Genomic DNA, 17,009 nt, shown 5'->3' with positions numbered 1-17,009 from the left:
TTTTCTTTAGATATTACTAGATTAGCATTTAGATAACCCTGCTGTCAATCGGGCCGTACCATTGTTGTCCCTTGCAACCGCTCTGCAGACGGATTATAATACGAAAGTGGTTAAGAGATTCGAGCTCCGAGCAGAGATTGAGATAATAATATTTTTATCTATTGGATAACACACGAAATGAATTTTCTGAAGGTATAATCTCGAAACCGGGAACTCGAAATTAATCATCATGATGTAGCGGTCACCCGCAAACCATGAAAATCGGTGTCGGAACTTTTTAGAAGGCGGGAGGTGCTTCGCTTTCCAGCCCTGCGACACTGCAGCACCGACAGGCCCATTTGCAGGGGCGAGTCTTATACTTGCCCCAAACAACTGAAGTATTACCTATTTTGCAAAAGGCTCAAGAGAAAAAACTAAAATAACAACCATGGATGATACCAATACGAAATTTCCTGATCAGAAAGAATTGGAAAAGGAACTCAGCGAGTACTTAGCCAAAAAATATGGCGACCGTGTTAAGATCATTTCTCCGTTTATCATGCCGAAACCGGTCGTTGAGGAGGGTCCTGCCAAAGTGCGCCATGCAGGCGGCACCGGCAAGATCAATTTTAACCTTAAACCCGAAGAGTTAGAGGACTATCTCAACGAATATGTCGTTAAGCAGGAGACGGCCAAGAGTATCTTAGCCACCAAAATCTGTACGCATTTTAACCGTATCCGCTATCTACAGGATCAGGGGCGGGTTCCCGATCCCGGCATCGGTTCGATTAAAAATAACATTATCTTGATCGGTCCTACCGGTGTCGGCAAGACCTATCTGGTAAAACTTATCGCCAAAAAGCTCGGCGTTCCGTTTGTCAAAGGCGATGCCACTAAATTCAGCGAAACCGGCTATGTCGGGGGCGATGTGGAGGACCTGGTCCGGGACCTGGTTTACGAGGCTGATGATGATCTGGAATTGGCCCAATTCGGCATCATCTATATCGATGAGATCGATAAGATTGCCGCCAGTGGCAATCTCATCGGGCCGGATGTCTCACGCAGCGGGGTGCAGCGCGCCCTCCTGAAACCTATGGAGGAGACCGAAGTTGATCTTAAGACCCCGCATGACCCTATCTCGCAGATTCAGGCGATCGAACACTATCGCCGGACTGGGAAACGGGAAAAGCGCACCCTCAACACCCGCAATATCCTGTTCATCGTTTCTGGGGCCTTCAACGGCTTAGAGAAATTCATTAAGGATCGGTTGGCCAAACAGGAGATCGGTTTTCACGGCCGACCCCGTTCCAAGAAGCGGGACCGGGAATTCTGGCGCCAGGTCAATGCCGAAGATCTCATCAAATACGGTTTTGAATCGGAATTCGTCGGTCGCCTGCCGGTAATCGCCGTCTTGGAAGAACTGACCGCCGACGATCTCTACGAAATCCTCAAGAATCCCAACAACCCCATCATTATCAGCAAGAAACGCGATTTCCGGGCGTATGGCATTGATATCAAGTTCGAGGATCGGGCCCTACACCTCTTGGCCGAAAAGGCCGCCCAGGAGCGCACCGGTGCCCGGGGGTTGGTCAGCGTTATCGAAAAGTCTTTGATTCAATTTGAGAAGTGCCTGCCTTCCAGCGAGATCAAAGAGTTTTTGGTCACTCCGGAAGTAGTGGCCCATCCCGAAGAGCAGTTGCAGCTTCTGTTGGCCGGGCCTCCCAAGTCTGATCTGATGGACCGTTTTAAGGCCGCGGCCGATCAGGAATTGGCGCTTTTAAAGGCATCGGTCTGGCGGCGGGAGCACGAACTCCTCCGGCGTTTTCACATGCCCCTCACCGACTACCGGGTGGAGTTAATGGTGGATCAATATCTCCGCTGGGACTGCGATCTTCTGACCGCCTTCGACCAGATCAGCCGGCTCTATCAGCAGGTACGAAGGTTCGAAGGAAAATTTGCCCAGGAACATCGGATTCACCTTACTTTTGTCGAAGAGGCCGTCGATGAGATCATGCGCCGGGCCCTGGCCGGTGGAACTACTGCCCGGGTGATTTGCGAAGGTTTCGTCAAAGATTTGGAGTATGCCCTGAAATTGGTCAGAGACCGCACCGCCCAGGACTCTTTTCTGCTATCGTTGGCAGACCTGTTAGATCTGGACGGTTTTCTCAACCGGCTGTTTCAGGAATCCCTGCATCAGCCTATTTTAGCCGCCGGGACTCCGCGCACGGAGGGTTGAGAGCGGTAAAGGTTATGGCGGGTACCGCCCGCCATTTCTTGATTTATTTTTTCAGAAAGCTGAAGCATTACGGAATTTGAAACTCGGAACTCGAAACTCGAAAATCACATCTCATGATCGGTATTTCTAAACTTTATTGCGGTGCCGTGGAGGCCGCCGATGTCTTGCGCTATGGTCGCCATTCCGGCGCTTTGCCTTCGCATCTGCTCCAGTTCTCGGCTGATAAAAGACCGGTGGTGGTTTGGAACGTCACCCGCCGTTGTAACCTAAAGTGCGTCCACTGCTATGCCCAGGCCACTGCCGGCGTGGCCGAAGATGAACTCTCACTTGCCGAGGGTCTGGCCCTGCTGGATGATCTTAAAGCTTTTGGGGTACCTGTGGTCCTCTTCTCTGGGGGGGAACCGCTGATGCATCCGGACCTGCTGACCCTGGTGGAACATGCCGTCGCCGCTGGCATGCGTGCCGTGATTTCCACCAACGGCGTTCTCATTGATCGGGAGGTGGCCGGGAGATTAAAGCAGTGCGGTTTATCATATGTGGGTATCAGTCTGGATGGCGCCCCGGCCACCCATGATCGTTTCCGCGGCCAGGCCGGGGCCTTTGACGCGGCCCTGGCTGGTGTGCGCCACTGTCAGGAAGCTGGCATCAAGGTAGGCCTGCGCTTCACCATCAACCGGCACAACTACCGGGAGATCCCGGCGATCTTCGATCTCATCGACACGCTTGAGATTCCGCGGGTCTGTTTCTATCACCTGGTTTACTCCGGCCGGGGCAGCCGCCTGAAGGAGGCAGCCCTTTCTCATGAGGAAACCAGGGGGGTAGTAGACCTCATCATTGACCGGACCGCCGATCTCTTCGCTCGAGGAATACCCAAAGAGGTCCTCACCGTTGACAACCATGCCGACGGACCCTATATCTACCTGCGCCTCAAACGGGAAAATAACCCTCGAGCCGAAGAAGTCTTAAAACTGCTGCAGATGAACGAAGGGAACAGCTCCGGTCGGGGAATCGGCTGCGTCAGTTGGGATGGCCGGGTACACGCTGATCAATTCTGGCGGCATTATTCTTTTGGCAATATCCGGGAGCGGCCCTTTAGCCAGATCTGGACCGATCTGAGCAACCCCCTCATGGCAAAGCTCAAGGATAAAAAACGCTTTGTGACCGGACGCTGCGCCGCCTGCCGCTGGCTGGACGTCTGCGCCGGTAACTTCCGGGTCCGGGCCGAGGCCCTCACCGGAGATCTATGGGCTCCGGATCCCGATTGCTATCTCACTGACGCCGAAATCGCCTGATGCCGTCAGTACACTTCGGTTTAAATCTTGATTAATTCATACCTCCTCGAACCCAGCGCCAGTTTTTCCGCGTAATCCAGTTGAATTTCCCAGTCGATCTTGGGATAGACGCTGCGGAACTTGTCGCTGCCGGCCGTCAAGTCCTTCAGGCAGGAGCCAGGCAGGCCGGGGCTGCTGTTCACTAAGTCGGCGCAGGCCTGATCCAGAGCGACAATATCTCTGGAAGCAAGAATACCTAAATCACCGACAATGGGCAGGTCGTTATGGCCGTAGCAGTCGCAGGCCGGTGATACCTGGGTAACGAAGTTGACAAAGATTACCCGGTCCTGTTTGCCTTTCAAAACTCCGTAAGTGTATTCCACCATCTTTTTCAAAAACACCGGGATGGATTCATTCCATTGGATTTCGATATTGCCGTAAGGGCAGACCAGGATACATTCAGCGCAGCCGACGCATTTGGCCGGATCAATGACGGCCTTGTCCGCTTCCAGGCGAATGGCCTCCTGGGCACAGTGGGCCACACAATCGCCGCAACCGGTACATTTTTTTTCATTTACCTTGGGGGCGATGTTGGAATGCTGCGCCAGTTTGCCACGGCGGGAGGCACAGCCCATACCGACGTTCTTGATGGCCCCGCCAAATCCTGAAAGCTCGTGCAGTTTGAAATGGGCCAAGCTGACCAATGCTTCAGCCTCGACAATCGCCTCCCCGATAAAAACCGACTGAAAAAGTTCCTGGTTGATTTCCACTTCCGCTTCGGCCGTCCCCCTCAGGCCATCGGCGATTACCAGCGGGGCGTTGACTACGGCGTAAGCGAAGCCGTTCTGAATAGCGGTGGTCAGATGGTCTACGGCATCAGCCCGGGTCCCGACATAGACCGTGTTGGCATCGGTGATAAAGGGTCGGCCGCCGTATTCCCAGAGCTTATCCACCACCTGGCGCACGTAAATGGGTCGGATGAACGAGGTGTTGCCCTTTTCGCCGAAGTGCAGTTTAATGCCGATAAGCGGCCGCTTCTTCTTGCGCTGGACGATGCCTTTCAGATCTGCGGCCTCCAATAAGCGGCCGAACTTTTTGAAATTGGTGTCTTTAGTAGTAACCCGCAAATCAAAGCAAAAAACCTGGCTGGCCATGAATACTCCTAAAAAAAATCTTTAAACGAATTATCACCTATTTGGTCACGTAGTTGATTCAATCAGCTCAATAAGATTGACTTGCACAAATGGCGAATTGTAGATAATAATGCATGATCGTGAAATTGCTTTTAACATATTGTTATAACAGGAAGTTTGTTGCTGAAAACTGTATGTTTACGGATTTAGCCACTTCTCTTTTGAACAGTATCTAACCAGATATATAATCTAACCATTCTTTGGTTAAAGAGATATTCCCCGGTTGTCTCTCCCTTGCGAATAACTTTTAATTTCTGCATCCTTGTCAAGAAGTTGGTCAATTTCCTCTGTTCTGCATCAGTCAAGTCTGAAGCTACTTCTTTTCTATTAAAACTCATTGAGAGAGGCACAATTCCAGCAATTTTCTTCAGAATAGATTGATAATCTTTGCTTCTCAAGGCCTTGTAAACCTGTTGGTCAACATATTTTCTGCCAACTTCCTCGGCTGCCATAAATACCGCCTTAAATGCATCATCCGTATCAATCTTATTATCTTTATCGATCCAAAAAGCCGAATCGCCGATAAGATGCATTATCTTAGGGAAACCTGCGGACCAGTGGGTCATCGTCTGCAATGCTTCATCATCTACCTCTATATGGACCGACTCGAAAGCTTTTTTATAAAAATCCTTCGTTTCCACTTCATCCATGGCTGGAATTTCAATCACATCAAAATAACGTTCTATGGGTTGATGTTTTTGAATCATTTCCCGACGGCGTTCCTCAACGCCGCACAGCATTAATAACAGAGGTATAGGTTTTCTGGAAACTGCATTGGTGTCTAATAATCCTTTAATAAAATGCGTAAATTGAGGGTCTGCCGCGAGGCCGTTATTCTCATCCAATATTAAAAAAAGTCCCTTAATGTCTGTCTCGCCCAGATGCTCTCTTAACTCCGCCAGAAATCCCAACATGCCGAAAGGTGTAGCAAAGTTCGGTGCATCTTTTCGCAATGCCTCAAGATTAATAGTAAATCCAAAGAGGGTCTGTTTGCCGAGGTATTTTGCCAACCAGTTTTTAATCTTTTCAATCCGCTGTGGTTCGAATATACCGGAGCGTAACGTCGCTTCCAGAATGCTCGTCACCATTTCCTCAAGATTTCTGGCCCCGCCTAGTGAAGAATAAATACCGTAAATGTTATGGTCTTTTTCTGCCAACCACTGAGTAAAACTGGCGATAGAACTCTTTCCGATCCCGTATTCACCTTGAATATAGAAGGCGACGGGTTTCCCTGCCGTCACTTGGCCAACTCCTCGGGTCATGATTCTTTCAATCAGCGGTTCTCTGCCGACAAATAACTCAACTGGAACAGGTTGACCAGGATAAAAGGGGCTTTTGCCTTTTAAATTTTCTGTCACGGCAATTTTTCCTTCTTAATGTGACTATTTTCCATATCTAAACCGAGCCAGAAGCTTTGATTATATTCATAACATAAAAATTTATTCTTTCAGCTTATAAATAATCTCTCCACCCACCATAGTCAGCACTGGCTTGCCGGTGAGCTGCCACCCATGAAAGGGGCAGTTGCGGCTCTTGGATTTGAACTGCTGGACGTCGACGGTCCAGGCATGATTCAGATCAATGACAGTTATATCAGCCGGTTTCCCCACCTGCAAGGTGCCGCCCGGTACTCTAAGGATACGGGCCGGATTGGCGCTCAGCTTGGCGACCATCTGGGACAGGGTGAGAACGCCCTCCCACACCAGGTTGAGACTGAGGCCCAGCGCCGTTTCCAGGCCGATGATGCCATTGGCGGCCTGGTCGAACTCTACTTCCTTTTCCAGGCTGCTGTGGGGCGCGTGGTCAGTGGCGATACAATCCAGGGTGCCGTCAGCCAATCCTTTTTTGATCGCTGCGACGTCGGCGGCGGTTCTCAGCGGGGGACTCATCTTGGCGTTCGTGTTAAATCCTCGCACCGCCTCGTCGGTGAGGCTGAAATAGTGCGGCGCCGTCTCTGCCGTGACTTGGGTACCGGCGGCCTTGGCTTGGCGGATGATCTCCACCGATCCGGCAGTACTGACGTGGGCAATATGCAGCCTGGCGCCGGTGAGACGGGCCAGAGCGACGTCCCGAAAGATCGCCGTTTCTTCAGCGGCTGCCGGGATGCCCCTTAGTCCCATCTGCAAAGAGACGATTCCTTCGTGCATGACGCCGTTGCCGGTAAGGGCCAGATCTTCGCTGTGGGAGATGATCGGCAGATCAAAGGTGTGGGCATATTCCAAGGCCCGGCGCATAAGTTGGGAGTTGCTCACCGGCCTGCCGTCATCTGAGAGGGCAACTGCCCCGGCCGCCTTTAATTCCCCATATTCGGCCAACACCTCTCCTCGGGAGCCCTGCGAGATCGCAGCCACCGGATAGACTCGGGGACCCTTTGCCTGTGCGGCTTTTTCCAGAATGAAGCGGGTGACGGTCGCCGAATCGTTTACCGGTATGGTGTTGGGCATACAGGCTACGGCAGTGAATCCTCCCGCCGCCGCTGCCTGGCCGCCGGTGGCGATAGTCTCTTTATATTCCTGGCCCGGTTCCCTCAGATGGGTATGCATGTCGATGAGACCGGGGCAGACCACGAAATCCGCGGCCTCAATTACCCGGTGTCCTGCCTCGGCCACCGAGCCGGGCGCCACCAATGCCATTAGGCGCCCGTCTTCGATCAGAATATCTCTCGCAGCCTCCAGAGCTTGTGCCGGATCGATTACCAGTCCGCCTCTAAGCAGCAGTCCCACTTTGCTCACCTCCACTCAACAGATATAAGACCGCCATGCGCACCGCCACCCCGTTGGTGACCTGCTGTAGAATCGCAGACTGGATGCCATCTGCAACCTCCGGTGAAATTTCCACCCCCCGGTTTAAGGGTCCCGGATGCATCACCAGGGCATCGGGTTTGGCCAAGGCCAAGTGTTTCTGATTCAGCCCAAAAACCCGGGAGTATTCACGCAATGTCGAAAAAAACATCTGCCCTTGCCGTTCCAACTGCAGTCGCAGCATCATAATCACATCTGCCTGGCGCACCGCCTCGGTCAGAGAATAGGTGACCTCTACCCCTAATGCCTCCAAGTACGGCGGCAGCATGGTCTGTGGTCCGGCGACCACAACCTGGGAGCCCATGGTGTGAAAGCCGTGGATATTGGACCGGGCCACCCGCGAATGGGCGATATCCCCAATAATAGCTACCCGCAGGCCATCCAACCGGCCCTTGGCCTCCCAGACGGTCAGCATATCCAGCAGCCCCTGAGTGGGATGTTCGTGCAGGCCATCCCCGGCGTTAACGACGCTGCTTTTCAACCGGCCGGCCAATAGATGGGGTGCACCGCTGCAGGCGTGCCGGATAACAATAATATCCGGGTGCATGGCCTCCAAATTATTAGCTGTGTCGATCAGGGTCTCCCCCTTGACCACGCTGCTGGCCGCAATCGAGAGATTCACGGTATCGGCGCTCAACCGCTTGGCGGCAATCTCAAAGGAAGTTCGGGTGCGGGTGCTGGGTTCATAGAACAGCGTAATGACCGTCTTGCCCCGCAGGGTTGGTACTTTTTTGATGCTCCGGGTCGAAATCTCTTTGAAAGAGGCCGCAGTCGTTAAAATATGCTGGATCTCCTCCCGGCTGAGCCCTGCCAGTCCTAAAAGATCTTTGCGCCTGAACAACATTGTTCTTGTTTTGCTGGTTTGCACTGAGTCCTCTCAACAGCAAAAAAAAACCTCCTTTGATTCAAAGGAGGGCTATCTCAACACATTATTCCTGTCATTCGCCTGGCGATCATCTTCATCCGATTCCTGTTCTCTTAACGCGCTATACTTCATACCACTAATGCATTTTTTATTCAAGCAGAAAAAAGGGGCAGACCCTCTTTGCTTCGTGAATAGTTGCCTTCCCCCCTTCGGTCAACTTGACAAGCTTGCCGGTTGGCATTAGATTATACATAAATGTAGAAATATCTTATCATTAACGCGAGGGAGGTTGCTACTGATGGATATTATGGAATGGAAACCCTTCCGGGAAGTCTCAAAGCTGCGCCGGGAAATGGACCGTCTGTGGGATGATTATTTCGGCAGTGGCCGTCGCGCCTTCAAACCCCTGGAGGCTGAGTGGGTCCCGTCGGTGGACGTTTCCGAAACCGCTGATAAGATCGTGGTCAAGGCCGAAATTCCCGGCATAGATGCCAAGGACATTGATATCTCCCTGTCCGGCGATATGCTTACCATTAAGGGGGAAAAAAAGTCTGAGCGGGAGGAAAAAGAAGAAAACTATCACCTGGTGGAGCGTAACTATGGCTCTTTTAGTCGCACCATGCGACTGCCGGTAAGTGTGGAAGCTGACAAAATCGAAGCTGCTTACAAGCAGGGTGTTCTTACCGTTACCTGTCCGAAGAAAGAAGAAGTCAAGGCCAAGGCCATCGAGATAAAAGCTGAGTAATCCCGCGCTGAAAAGATTATTGCCAGAGCCGGAGCTAAACCCTCCGGCTTTCTTTATGGGTAGGAGACAAAAATATTGATTTATGGCGTCGGGTCTGACATGCTACAGCCGATATCGTATTGGGAAGGTGCCAGAATATCATGGATAGCTCCCAACCGGCGGTTGGCGGCAGGCTGATTGCCTTCGAAGGTGTAGACGGCGTTGGCAAGACCACTCAAGCCCACCTCTTGGCCCAGGCTCTCTCCCGGCTCGGCCTGTCGGTGATTCTTACCCGGGAACCGACGACCGGCCCCTGGGGGCAGCAGATTCGGCAGATACTCTTGCACGGCCGGCAGGGTCTCACCCCTAAGGCCGAGTTGGAGCTCTTCATCGCCGATCGTCGGGAACATGTTGCCCAGGTCATTCGGCCAGCCCTTGTAGCCGGGAAGATCGTTATTACTGATAGATACTATTTCTCCTCCATGGCCTATCAGGGAGCTCTGGGACTTGATCCTGATCGGATTCAGAAGTGCCACGAGACCTTCGCTCCCCGGCCGGACCTGGCTATCATCCTGACGTTACCTCTATCCGAGATTACCGCTCGGCTCCAGCAACGCTCCGGGCAGAAGCGCAGCAGCTTTGAAAATCTCGCCTATTTGACCAAAGTCGCGCAGATCTTCTCACGTCTGCGCGCCCCTTATCTTCAGCACCTTGATGGCCAGGGCACTATCGCTGCAGTGCACGCCCGGATTTTGACCCTGGTGCAGCCATTGCTCAAACCGTCCAGGAAACAATCTGCGCCAGTCAGCGGTTAATGTCCATTAACAGCAGGAACTCGGCAAGTTACTTTTTAGATATGCAAGATTTGCCCCTACGGTTCGGCCTGTTGGTGCAGTAAGGTGGGCACTGCCCACCATTCCTTGATCTATTCCCTCAGATACCTGAAGTATTAGATTGCCACATCACTCCTGTTGAATGCTGAGCCTTTAATACTCATAACAGGTTGTAATAGTTAGCAATATTGGCATTCCTAACTGCCTCTCTCTTCATCCCCGTCTATCTGCCGCTATACATAAATGTAACCACCATTTTTCAGAACTTACATCTGTGTAATTAAGTATTTTATAACTTATTAATATATTTGAATATTAATATGGCATCCTCTTTGCTTTAATAAATACACAAAGCAATAATAGATATTTATTAATCTATGGGAGGAAGCGAAGATGAATTCAGGAGATACGGCCTTTGTGTTATTCTCCGCTGCTTTGGTCTTGTTCATGACTCCAGGTCTGGCTCTGTTTTACGGCGGCATGGCGAGGTCAAAGAACGTTCTTAACACGCTCATGCAAAACTTCATCATGATCGCCTTGGTGGGCGTCCAGTGGGCCCTAGTGGGTTACAGTCTGGCCTTCGGGCCGGATGCGGGTGGCGGCATCATCGGCAATCTGAGTTATATAGGTCTGCAGGGGGTCGGAGCCGAACCATTCAAGACCTATTCTGAAACCATTCCCCATCAGGCCTTCATGATCTTCCAGGCTATGTTCGCCATCATCACGCCGGCGTTGATCATCGGCTCCTGGGTGGAGCGGTTCAAGTTCAGCACTTTTCTGGTCTTCAGTCTTCTCTGGGCTACCCTGGTGTACGATCCGGTGGCGCACTGGGTCTGGGGCGACAATGGCTGGCTTAAGGGGCTGGGCGCCCTGGACTTCGCTGGTGGAACCGTGGTGCATATCAATGCCGGTATTGCAGCCTTGGCGGCGGCGTTGATCATCGGTAAGCGCAAAGGCTACGGTGTTGAGGCGTTTATTCCCCACAACCTGCCCATGACGGTATTAGGCGCCGGCATCCTCTGGTTCGGCTGGTTCGGCTTCAATGCCGGCAGTGCCCTGGCCGCAAACGGCCTAGCGGCAATTGCCTTTGTGAATACCAACTTTGCTACTTGTGCCGCAGCCTTGGGCTGGATGGTCACGGAGTGGATTATCCGGGGCAAACCCACTATGCTCGGTGTTGCCTCGGGCGCTGTGGCTGGATTGGTAGCCATTACCCCCGCCGCCGGGTTTGTCGGACCGATGTCCAGTATTATCATTGGCGCTCTGGCCGGCATGTTCTGCTATCTGGCGGTCCTGGTCAAGCCCAAGCTCGGCTATGATGATGCCCTCGACGTGGTAGGCGTGCATATGGTAGGCGGTCTCTGGGGCGCCTTGGCTACCGGGCTCTTTGCCAGCAAAGCGGTTAACGAAGCCGGAGCCGACGGTCTGTTTTTCGGCAACCCGGGCCAGTTTGGTATTCAGTTGCTGGCCGTGGTCGTCACTCTGGTCTATTCCTTTGTTATCAGCTTCATCCTCTTCAAAGTCCTTGATGCCACCATGGGCCTGCGGGTTGAAGCAGATGAAGAAGTCGCCGGGTTGGATATCTCCGAACATCAGGAATCTGGCTACAGCTTATAATCAATGAGGAGGATTGTACCATGAAGAAGATAGAAGCTGTCATTCAGCCCTTCAAGTTGGAGCCCGTCAAGGAGGCTTTGCATAAGCTGAGCATCCAGGGGATGACGGTCACTGAGGTCAAGGGTTTTGGACGTCAAAAAGGCATCCGCGAAGTTTACCGGGGTATGGAATATCAAGTTGATTTTCTGCCAAAAGTAAAAATTGAGGTGGTACTTCCGGATGATAAGGTAGAAATTATCACTAAAGCTATCATAGAACAGGCCCGTACCGGCCGCATCGGCGATGGCAAAATTTTTGTCTATCCGGTAAGTGAAGTCATCCGCATCCGTACCGGCGAGACCGGCGACGCTGCCGTATAGTATCGATTTCTGGTTTCCGGAAAGAGGGGGAAAGCGTTCAGCCGTCAGCCTGATAAAGCATAGCATTATGATCGGGATTTATGGAATTTCTATCCTATGCAAAAGCTTGCATTTGACTTGTTGGAGCCGCTGATAGCTGAACGCCTCTAAGCAGGAAATTGAGAGGAGAAGACAATGATAGTAAGACGAATTGGGAATACCGGCCTGGCATCCGCCGTTTTGGTGATTTTACTGCTATTTTCTCTGAACTTGTCCCCGGTTGCGGCTCAGACCGAAAATCCGAATACCGAAACGACTACTGCGGCGGCGCAGCCAGCAGAAGATCGGCCTTCCGTCAGCCTGGGGGTAGATTTTTTGAGCCAGTATATCTGGCGCGGTATGGCTCTGAGCCGCTCCAGCGCCGTCATACAGCCCTCAATAACGGTGGCCTATAAGGGTTTTTCGGTTAATTTCTGGGGCAACTGGGATACGTCGGAGAACGCTCCTTTTGCCGTCACTCCCAGGACAGGCTCGAAGTGGAACGAAACCGACTTTACTGTGGGCTATAGCCGCGACCTTTACAATGGTGAACGCCTCAAGGCCCTTACCCTGAATCTGGGTTTTATCTATTACGCCCTTGATGGAGTAATTTCTCCCCAGGGGGACTCCTGTGAGTTTTATACCGGCCTTTCGGCCGACGTCAATTGGTTTAAGCTTGCCGCCACCTATAACCGGGAATTCATGCATTATCCCGGCAACTGGCTGACGGTGGGGGTCAACCGGGTTTTTGACCTGCCCTTCCTGAAGTCGAATTTAGATATCGGCAATAGTTATATTTTTTTATTTTCCGATGATGCGGCGGCGTATCCGAATCCCAATAACCCCGAAAAGGCGTTTTCCGGCCCGCTGGTTGGCCAACTCTACGCTACCTGGAATATTCCGGTGCATAAGTGGGTCACGGTTTCACCCAAGGTCGGTTTTTGGTATGCCCTGGGCGGGGATTCCACCCCCCTCCTCAACGCCTTTTCCTGGGATACCCAGCACAATCACGTTTATGGTGGTATCAACGTCACCGTGGCTTTCTAACCGGATGGTATTTTAGTCGGAAGGGTATTCCCCAGCTCAAAAATTTTGGAAAACCGGTTCCCGAGCTCCTGCTTGGGAACCGAACTTGTCTCTCAAGCTCCACCGGTTACTGTGTTGACAAACCCACCCGCCGATCGGCGTTACTCCGAAATAACATTTGTCGCACCGCTTACCAATCCCAACTCCAGGGCCTTGATGAGATCGGTGAGCAGGGCGTTGATCGGCGTCGCCACCTGCAGTGTAATGCCGAGCCTGACGATCTGGCCGTTGATGGCGTCAATTTCCGTCTGCCTTTTGGCCAGGACGTCTTGCAACATGGAAGAGCGATTGTTGGCAGTGGCCTGGCAAACCTGGCGCATCCGGGACAGGGGCTCAGGCGAGGGTTTGACACCGGAGGCCAGGGCTGTCTGCCAGGCTTCCTGGACCGCTGCAGAGGCTACCCGCCAGGCCTCGGGGGCGATCAGAAGTTGACCGTTGCGCAAACGGGTGAGGGCCGTGACCGAATTAATGCCAACATTGATGAGAAGCTTGTCCCAAACTGCCGCCATGATATCCGCGGTTTCCCGACAATCCAGGCCGGCGCCGCGGAAAACCTCCACTATGAGCCTCAATGTCTCGTCCGTTACCAGGGCTCCGGGAGGGCGACCGATAAGCACCGGACCTTGGCCGGCGTGGCGGATGCGGCCGATTTCCAGCAAGGTAACTCCCAGCGTAGTGACTCCTGCTAGGAGTCGTTCGGGACCGACGACCGCGGCCATGGTTTCCAGGTTGCCGATGCCGTTCTGCAGGGTTAAGGCAACCCCGCCGTCAGCCATCAGGAGCGGCAGTTGCGCAGCGGCGGCCTCGGTTTGGTGCGCTTTGACCGTTACCAGGGTCAGATCGCAGGGACCGATAGCGTGGGCTTCGTACACTACGTTCAGATAATAGTCCCGGTCTTCACCATCAAGAGTGATCAACCGAAGAGCGTGCTGCTTGAGGTGGGCGGTGCGCTCCGGTCGGTAATCCAGCAGCCAGACCTCCTGGCCGGATTCCTGGAGCCGGGCGGCGAAAAACAGACCCATAGCGCCGGGACCAATGATGGCAATTTTCATGGTCGGTGCTCCTTTGACAATGGTTGGGCAACTAGTAGTTCGGCAGCCAGGAGTCCTATCCGACAGAGAAGTTCCTCCGCTTCGGTTGCCTGCTGGGGGTCGATAATGACATTGCGACAGCGGTCGGCAAATACTGCCGTCACACCCCCCGCCCGCATGGGGTATTGGCAGACCTGAGCCAGGGTAAGATATACGGCCATCTCCATTTCCAGGTTCAAGACTCCCTGGACCTGTAGATTTGCAAGCAGAGAGGAATCGAATCCGGTGAACCCCGGAGCGGCGCGTCCCTGGCCGTGATAGAAATCTGCCGTGGTGCAGGTCAAACCGCAATGGGAGGAAACCCCCATTTGCCGTGCCGCCTGGATTAATGCCTGGGTGATATCCGGATCGGCCACCGCTTCAATCTCCGGAGGGGCGTACAAATGGGTAACGAATTCCTGCCGCAGGGCCCTGTGGCTGATAACGAATTCACCCACCTGGATGTGAGACTGCAGGCTGCCACAACTGCCCAGGCGTATAAAGGTGGCCTGCGGCTGACATTGCAGGGCCTCAACAATGGCAATAACCGTGCTGGAGGCGCCGATGCCGGTGGACATCCCGGTAATCGGTATGTTCCTGTAGGTTCCCGTAACTGTGAGAAATTCCCTATTCTCACGTTCAAATGAAATCGTATCAAAAAGAGCGGACAACCGGCGAATGCGCTGCCGGGAGCCCGAGGTTAAGATAAAAGGAGCAATATCACCCGGTTCAGTATGCAGATGATAGGCTGACCCAGCTCGAGAAGTAACGTCTGGCGACATCCCACTCCCTCCTGGAGAATAAAATTGAGTCCGATGTTCGGCTGTTAGCAACAGGTTTTCGAATGGAGCAATATGGCAAAGGTAAGATAAAAATAAAGTTTCCGGTTTCGGATTTTCATTTTCAATTGTTAGTCAGAAGATGAGTTCTGCCTAGGCGGGGAAATCATATCGTTTTGCCATGCAACGGCTGGTGTACCGGAAGATCGGTAGCGCAGACCTCCAGGTCTGCGTTCTAAGGGATCCCTGATGAGTCTTCTTCATCCGGAAAGTCCTTTATTTTTGGGGTCATCTCTGTAGGGACGTAGTAACCCCCTCGCTACAAACGAGAAAATTGTGCCTTTATTCTGTTGATAAAACTGCACAATGAGATTTCTTATCTTGGTTGCGGCTTAGGGCCGCGCGGCAACACCGGCAAATGATTTTCATGGCTTGCGGGTGACCGATAGGAAATTACAATTACTATTATAACATACTTCCTACTTTTATCAATAGCAGAATCCTTCGAAGGAGGAGCTTCTTCCAAAAGCTCTGTTTTTGCCTGTTAGACGCTGTGAAGGATCTCAACCTTGGAAAAACATGGGATTCTTTCCTGCCCTCAGATTGATTAGTAGAAGGAAGATGATTTTTGCCATGGCCTCAGAGGGAGAGCAATCATTGCAGATGGGCGTAACAGTTTGTCCCCCACAGCAGCAAACTCGCGGTATCAATTTCGAGTTGAGGCCTTGGGTTGGGGTAGGGTCGATTGACGCCAGCGCCGCGAGGTTTGCAGACGCTCTTCTAAATACTGCAGTTCCGCCGCAAAACCGGCTGAAACCTTAAGATCTCGTTCGACACATTCCAAGGAGTGGATAATGGTGGAATGAGTCCGTCGGAAGGATCGCGCCAAGTCCTTGAGTTGTTTCTGCAGATAGTGGTGTGAGAGATAAATCGCCAGATTCCTGGCTTTGACAATTTTCTTCTTACGAGACTTACCGAGGAGCTCCTCCTGGCTCACCTGATACACCTGCCCGGTTAGTTTCTGAATATCCTCTATCCTAAGAGCTTGGGAGGCGGCTTGAAAATCACGGAGGACTTCATTGGCCAAGTCCAGATTGATGTCAGTTTTTAGCGTGGCTGCCTTAAGGAGCAGATTATCTAGAGCGCTTACCATCTGACGGACATCTTGGGTTAGATAGGTGGCTAAATGCTCCTTAACTTCGCGCGGCACCTGGACCTGACGATCCTGCGCCTTTCGGGTTAGGATAGATACCCGCGTGGAGAAATCCGGGGGGTCTATGGGGGTGATGACGCCGCCGGTGAAACGGGAAAGCAACTCCTGCTTGAGATGAGGAATTTCCATGGGCAAATACGGGCTGGTGAAGACCAGCTTCTTATTCAGGTCCGCCAGACAATCCAGAGTATAACATAACTCGGCTTGAATCTTCTCTTTGCCGCTAAGGAAATGAACCCCCTCCAACAATAAGGTATCGCATTGCCGCCGGAATTTGTCCTTAAACTGCGCCATCGCCCCCTGCCGCAAAGCCGCCACCATTTCGTTGGCGAAATCTTCGGCGGTTAAATAGAAGACCTGATGATGACGGTAGTTCGTTTGAATATAGTTGCCCACGGCCTGGGAGAGATGGCTCTTGCCCAGCCCTGGCTGAGCCGTTAGAAAGAGGGTCCTGCCATAAAAGGCATCATTGCCAGCCAGGGCTCGAGAGGCCTGAAAGGCGAAGCGATTGGAGGCGCCGACGACAAATTGTTCGAAGGTAAAGGCCTTGTTGAGGAGACGTCCGGAGCTTGGGGGGCGGCTGATCTCTGGGAGACAGCTCTGAAGGCGATGGGAATGGTCCTCTTTATTCTTAGCGGGGGTCTTGAGAAGGCGCAACTTGATTTGGGTTGTTCCGCCAGTCAAGAGGCGATATTCCCGCTCAAGGTCGGATAGATAATGGTTGCGCACCCAATGCAGGAAGAAAGGGTTGGGGCAATCCAGAAAAAACTCTCCGGCGTTTCCGAAAGACGCCTGTAATGGTTCAATCCACAACTGGTAAGCTGAGGAGGCCAGCCTGCCTTTGAAAATATGCTTTACTTCCTCCCAATAACTCTCCATGGCCTCTCCTGACCTGAATACATCTTCTATATCGATAGAAAAGCGCTCTTCCCTGAGCCGTGTGACCGGATCAGCGTTTGAAGCCG

Annotated in this window: 14 protein-coding genes; 7 read left to right on the top strand and 7 right to left on the bottom strand. The window is 52.4% G+C overall.

What is annotated here, in order from left to right; all coding sequences use genetic code 11:
• Positions 1-427 precede the first annotated feature (427 nt).
• Together DESAC_RS00070 and ahbC are read left to right on the top strand one after the other, a co-directional pair.
• On the top strand, positions 428-2,215 hold the full coding sequence (locus tag DESAC_RS00070) for an AAA family ATPase (protein WP_013705028.1): 1,788 nt from the start codon (positions 428-430) through the stop codon (positions 2,213-2,215).
• Between the two features lie 113 nt (positions 2,216-2,328).
• The gene (gene ahbC, locus DESAC_RS00065) at positions 2,329-3,507 is read left to right on the top strand and encodes a 12,18-didecarboxysiroheme deacetylase (protein WP_013705027.1); all 1,179 of its coding nucleotides are present in this window, start codon (positions 2,329-2,331) and stop codon (positions 3,505-3,507) included.
• A 20-nt stretch (positions 3,508-3,527) separates the two neighbouring features.
• Here the strand turns inward: ahbC and DESAC_RS00060 are convergent, their stop codons facing one another.
• From DESAC_RS00060 to DESAC_RS00045, 4 genes are all read right to left on the bottom strand, one after another.
• A complete protein-coding gene (locus tag DESAC_RS00060) occupies positions 3,528-4,640 on the bottom strand; it encodes a DUF362 domain-containing protein (RefSeq protein WP_013705026.1) in 1,113 nt (370 codons plus the stop codon).
• Between the two features lie 185 nt (positions 4,641-4,825).
• A complete protein-coding gene (locus tag DESAC_RS00055; RefSeq protein ID WP_013705025.1) occupies positions 4,826-6,037 on the bottom strand; it encodes an ATP-binding protein in 1,212 nt (403 codons plus the stop codon).
• Between the two features lie 81 nt (positions 6,038-6,118).
• A complete protein-coding gene (locus tag DESAC_RS00050; protein ID WP_013705024.1) occupies positions 6,119-7,402 on the bottom strand; it encodes a dihydroorotase in 1,284 nt (427 codons plus the stop codon).
• Positions 7,386-8,324 (bottom strand): aspartate carbamoyltransferase catalytic subunit, encoded by a 939-nt coding sequence (locus DESAC_RS00045; protein WP_041283699.1) that lies wholly within the window; start codon positions 8,322-8,324, stop codon positions 7,386-7,388. Before DESAC_RS00045 ends, DESAC_RS00050 begins: the two co-directional genes overlap by 17 nt.
• Positions 8,325-8,643: 319 nt before the next feature.
• Here DESAC_RS00045 and DESAC_RS00040 point away from each other — a divergent pair, with 319 nt between their 5' ends.
• The 5 genes from DESAC_RS00040 (at position 8,644) to DESAC_RS00020 (ending at position 12,943) form a co-directional block, all read left to right on the top strand.
• Positions 8,644-9,090 carry an Hsp20/alpha crystallin family protein gene (locus tag DESAC_RS00040; RefSeq protein WP_013705022.1) on the top strand — a complete coding sequence of 149 codons (447 nt, stop codon included), beginning with the start codon at positions 8,644-8,646 and terminating at the stop codon, positions 9,088-9,090.
• A 140-nt stretch (positions 9,091-9,230) separates the two neighbouring features.
• Positions 9,231-9,884: a dTMP kinase gene (gene tmk / locus DESAC_RS00035; RefSeq protein ID WP_013705021.1), complete on the top strand. Its 654-nt coding sequence runs from the start codon at positions 9,231-9,233 to the stop codon at positions 9,882-9,884.
• Between the two features lie 411 nt (positions 9,885-10,295).
• Positions 10,296-11,519, top strand: coding sequence for an ammonium transporter (locus tag DESAC_RS00030; protein WP_013705020.1), 1,224 nt, complete (start codon positions 10,296-10,298; stop codon positions 11,517-11,519).
• A 20-nt stretch (positions 11,520-11,539) separates the two neighbouring features.
• Positions 11,540-11,878, top strand: a complete 339-nt coding sequence (locus tag DESAC_RS00025) for a P-II family nitrogen regulator (RefSeq protein WP_013705019.1) — start codon at positions 11,540-11,542, stop codon at positions 11,876-11,878.
• Positions 11,879-12,052: 174 nt separating this feature from the next.
• Positions 12,053-12,943: a TorF family putative porin gene (locus DESAC_RS00020; RefSeq protein ID WP_013705018.1), complete on the top strand. Its 891-nt coding sequence runs from the start codon at positions 12,053-12,055 to the stop codon at positions 12,941-12,943.
• A gap of 140 nt (positions 12,944-13,083) precedes the next feature.
• Here the strand turns inward: DESAC_RS00020 and DESAC_RS00015 are convergent, their stop codons facing one another.
• The 3 genes from DESAC_RS00015 to dnaA all read right to left on the bottom strand — a co-directional run bounded on the left by DESAC_RS00015 (position 13,084) and on the right by dnaA (position 16,923).
• Positions 13,084-14,034 (bottom strand): ketopantoate reductase family protein, encoded by a 951-nt coding sequence (locus tag DESAC_RS00015; RefSeq protein WP_013705017.1) that lies wholly within the window; start codon positions 14,032-14,034, stop codon positions 13,084-13,086.
• On the bottom strand, positions 14,031-14,834 hold the full coding sequence (locus tag DESAC_RS00010; RefSeq protein ID WP_013705016.1) for a nucleoside phosphorylase: 804 nt from the start codon (positions 14,832-14,834) through the stop codon (positions 14,031-14,033). Before DESAC_RS00010 ends, DESAC_RS00015 begins: the two co-directional genes overlap by 4 nt.
• Before the next feature lie 703 nt (positions 14,835-15,537).
• Positions 15,538-16,923, bottom strand: coding sequence for a chromosomal replication initiator protein DnaA (gene dnaA / locus DESAC_RS00005; protein WP_013705015.1), 1,386 nt, complete (start codon positions 16,921-16,923; stop codon positions 15,538-15,540).
• Between the last annotated feature and the right edge of the window lie 86 nt (positions 16,924-17,009).

It is taken from the genome of Desulfobacca acetoxidans DSM 11109 (assembly GCF_000195295.1).
Taxonomy (GTDB): domain Bacteria; phylum Desulfobacterota; class Desulfobaccia; order Desulfobaccales; family Desulfobaccaceae; genus Desulfobacca; species Desulfobacca acetoxidans.
The sequence above is the reverse complement of the archived record's forward strand: the minus strand, read 5'-3'. Positions and strand labels throughout refer to the sequence as shown.